The sequence below is a fragment of the Dehalococcoidia bacterium genome, from assembly GCA_041653995.1.
Classification (GTDB): domain Bacteria; phylum Chloroflexota; class Dehalococcoidia; order GIF9; family UBA5629; genus CAIMUM01.
This window is the reverse complement of sequence record JBAZEK010000071.1, coordinates 1-2,608: the sequence shown is the minus strand read 5'-3', so window position 1 is coordinate 2,608 and position 2,608 is coordinate 1. Positions and strand designations below refer to the sequence as shown.

General features: G+C 49.8%; 6 protein-coding genes. All 6 read right to left on the bottom strand.

Annotated features, from left to right (window positions below; translation table 11 throughout):
* Positions 1-227 (bottom strand): Tad domain-containing protein (locus WC359_15590; protein MFA5401875.1); only part of this gene is annotated, 227 nt, incomplete at its 3' end.
* Positions 228-248: 21 nt separating this feature from the next.
* Positions 249-515: a hypothetical protein gene (locus WC359_15585; protein ID MFA5401874.1), complete on the bottom strand. Its 267-nt coding sequence runs from the start codon at positions 513-515 to the stop codon at positions 249-251.
* Entirely contained in the window at positions 469-1,509 is a 1,041-nt protein-coding gene (locus tag WC359_15580; GenBank protein ID MFA5401873.1) for a hypothetical protein, read from the bottom strand. Before WC359_15580 ends, WC359_15585 begins: the two co-directional genes overlap by 47 nt.
* A gap of 2 nt (positions 1,510-1,511) precedes the next feature.
* A complete protein-coding gene (locus tag WC359_15575; GenBank protein MFA5401872.1) occupies positions 1,512-1,823 on the bottom strand; it encodes a hypothetical protein in 312 nt (103 codons plus the stop codon).
* Between the two features lies 1 nt (position 1,824).
* A complete protein-coding gene (locus WC359_15570; protein MFA5401871.1) occupies positions 1,825-2,145 on the bottom strand; it encodes a hypothetical protein in 321 nt (106 codons plus the stop codon).
* A complete protein-coding gene (locus WC359_15565) occupies positions 2,146-2,493 on the bottom strand; it encodes a hypothetical protein (GenBank protein MFA5401870.1) in 348 nt (115 codons plus the stop codon).
* Positions 2,494-2,608: the final 115 nt, after the last annotated feature.

The window sequence follows — 2,608 nt, the reverse complement described above, 5'->3', positions numbered from 1 at the left end:
AAACTATACGAGCGGGTAGCTAACTGAGAAGCTAGGCTAAGGGCTGCGGAATCCGCTACATTAGAAAGATTAGTAGTAGAAATAGAAAGCTGGCCCAGGTTAACCGTAGTCAAAATCATAATCAGGACAACCACGATCATTAAAATAAGCAGGGTGGCTACCTGGCCTAGAGGCTTGCCTTCTCTCAGGTTATTCAGGGAAAATCTTTTATAAAAGCCGCTTAGCATAGCCTCATCCTCCCTCCCCGCCTATCGCTTAAAGATGTTCAGCTTAGGATATTTACTCTGGTCAGTTTCATCCGCCTGAACCTCTGCCGGGCTGTTTGCCGCTTCCACTCTTTTAGCTTCGTAATCTTTCTGTCTCTGAACCATGCGCTGGTTAAACCACAAGAATACCTGCAATGCGCCGAACAATAAAATAAAGAGCACGACGATGCTTGCGGCCAGCTCTAAAGAGACCTGCGCCTTTTTACCAGTTTGTCCTACGCGATTCCTCTTTATTCTGCGAAACCACACTGCTAACCTCCTTAGTTGTGGTAGCGGGGCTGGTTGAGCCAGATGGATGCGTGATAATTTTCCTGGTGATCGCAGTGCTCCAGTTAACATTGTCCGCAGTCGTAATACCAGAAGCGTCCTCTGTTTTCCTCATGGAATTATCGGCTGTTGTGCGCTGCTGGTAATCCTGCTGCAGGCCCAACGACTTTAAATTGAGCCCGTTAAAAATCTGATTGAGCTTAGTAAAAGTATATATATGCGCTGCTCCCAGATTGCAGGGATTTAACCCGCATTCTGCAGTTTCGCAATACCAGGGCACGTTCATCGGCTGGCTGCAGACGCTGCTGCAGTTTACCGCCGGGTCGCTTGCCCTGTTGCATTCTTTGGCGCAGGCTTCCGAATCTACGATCATCCGGCACTGCTTGACTGCACTGCCATAATCAAAGATATCTCCGCTGCAGGAATCGATTATGCGTATATTTTTTGTCGCCTGGGTACAGGTTGTATTCGTCTCTCCTGTGTTGGGGTCAATTTCCGTTCCTTCTTCAGCGCACGCTCCGTCGCTGGTTTCCCAGACATTCCCCCAGCCATACACCTGGTCGTATCTATCCAGGCTGTCCTCCGGGACATTAGGCTCATCCCTGAATCCGGCGGTTTTATAGGTATATTCCTGGCCGTTGATATCCACGACTATACTTGGCAATTCGCTGCTCTCCGTAGCTGTTTCTCCCATTTGGTAGTCGCGGGTAACTGTGCCGCCTGAACCGATAAAAGGAGTAACTGAACCTACGCCGAATGTATCCGAAGGATTCGGAATATGCGTATCCCTAAGGATTACGTTTGAAACTGCGACGCCCGGTTGAGACACCGACTTACTTAGCGCCTTCCTGAACGACTGTTGCATAAGTTTCTGCTGGGCGTTATACCTTATGCCGTAGGTTATCAGGACACCCAGGAGCATTACGATTATCGCTCCAAAAATCGCTATTTCCAATAAAGCCTGTGCCCTGCGCATATTTAGTCCCCCGGGGTTATCTTTTCCGTGCCCAAGCGCCTATCCGACTGGGAATTAATATAAGTGGTCGTAGTAGTTGTATAGCGCTCGTCATCTTCGGCGGTTACGCTGGTAGTAGTAATATCGCTTTGCTGTGCCATGGTGGTGTCCGAAGACATCTTCCCCGGCGCATACTGCTGGACGCTGAACTCATCGGCGCTGGCGCGCAACTTTCCCTGGAGGCCGCGCCTGATATAAACCTGCATTGCCAATAGTGCCGCAACTATGGCAAATATTACAATGGCAAATTCTAAGGTGCTCTGAGCTCTTCTCATCTTATTTCTCTTGCGTTGAAACCGAAGTAGAGCTGCCCGTTATACTACCTGTAGAGCTCATATCGTTGAGCTGAGTGCCGCCTTCTTGTGTCTGCTGCCTGTGTGTAGTCTCGCTCTGCCTCCTGAACTCCGAAAAAACGCTGGTCCCGGTGACCGGGTTAATATCTTCGGCGTCTTTCTGGTCGCCCGCCTCATCAGCCGCAGCCTTGATTACTGACTGTATCCCGCGGCGAAAATAAAGGGACATGGACGCCAGGGCTATGGCCACTATCCCAAGCACTATCGCATACTCTAAGATACTTTGCCCTCTATTATTACGCATTTAATCTGCTTCCTGCGCCGGCTTTGCCTTTTCCCAACCGCTGCGGATAACTGTTTGCCCGGTTGAAGTTTCCGGTGTGCCGATGCTAGCAGCTGACTTCTTATCTTCAAGGATATTCGACTCCCGGTAATACGGGTCATACTGCTTTTTCATTCCGCTAAAATTACTGATGCCCTTTTCCGCGGCGGCATTCTTTATTTCAGAGATCAAATAATCCGGGCCTGCCTTGTATCTGGCCTGCAGTGAACGCTGCATGTAAATCCGCATAGATAAGATTACAGCAGCAAGCACTGCTGCAACTATCGCCATTTCGGTCAGACTCTGGCTTTTTAATCCAACCCTGGGCATTTTAATAATGCTGCTGCGGCGCAGTGCCCCATTCCTCGGACTCGGACTTGGTAATTTTCTCGGCCTGCTCTACTTTGCTGGTAGTAGCGCCCGTCGAGGTATCGCGGGTTTCCGT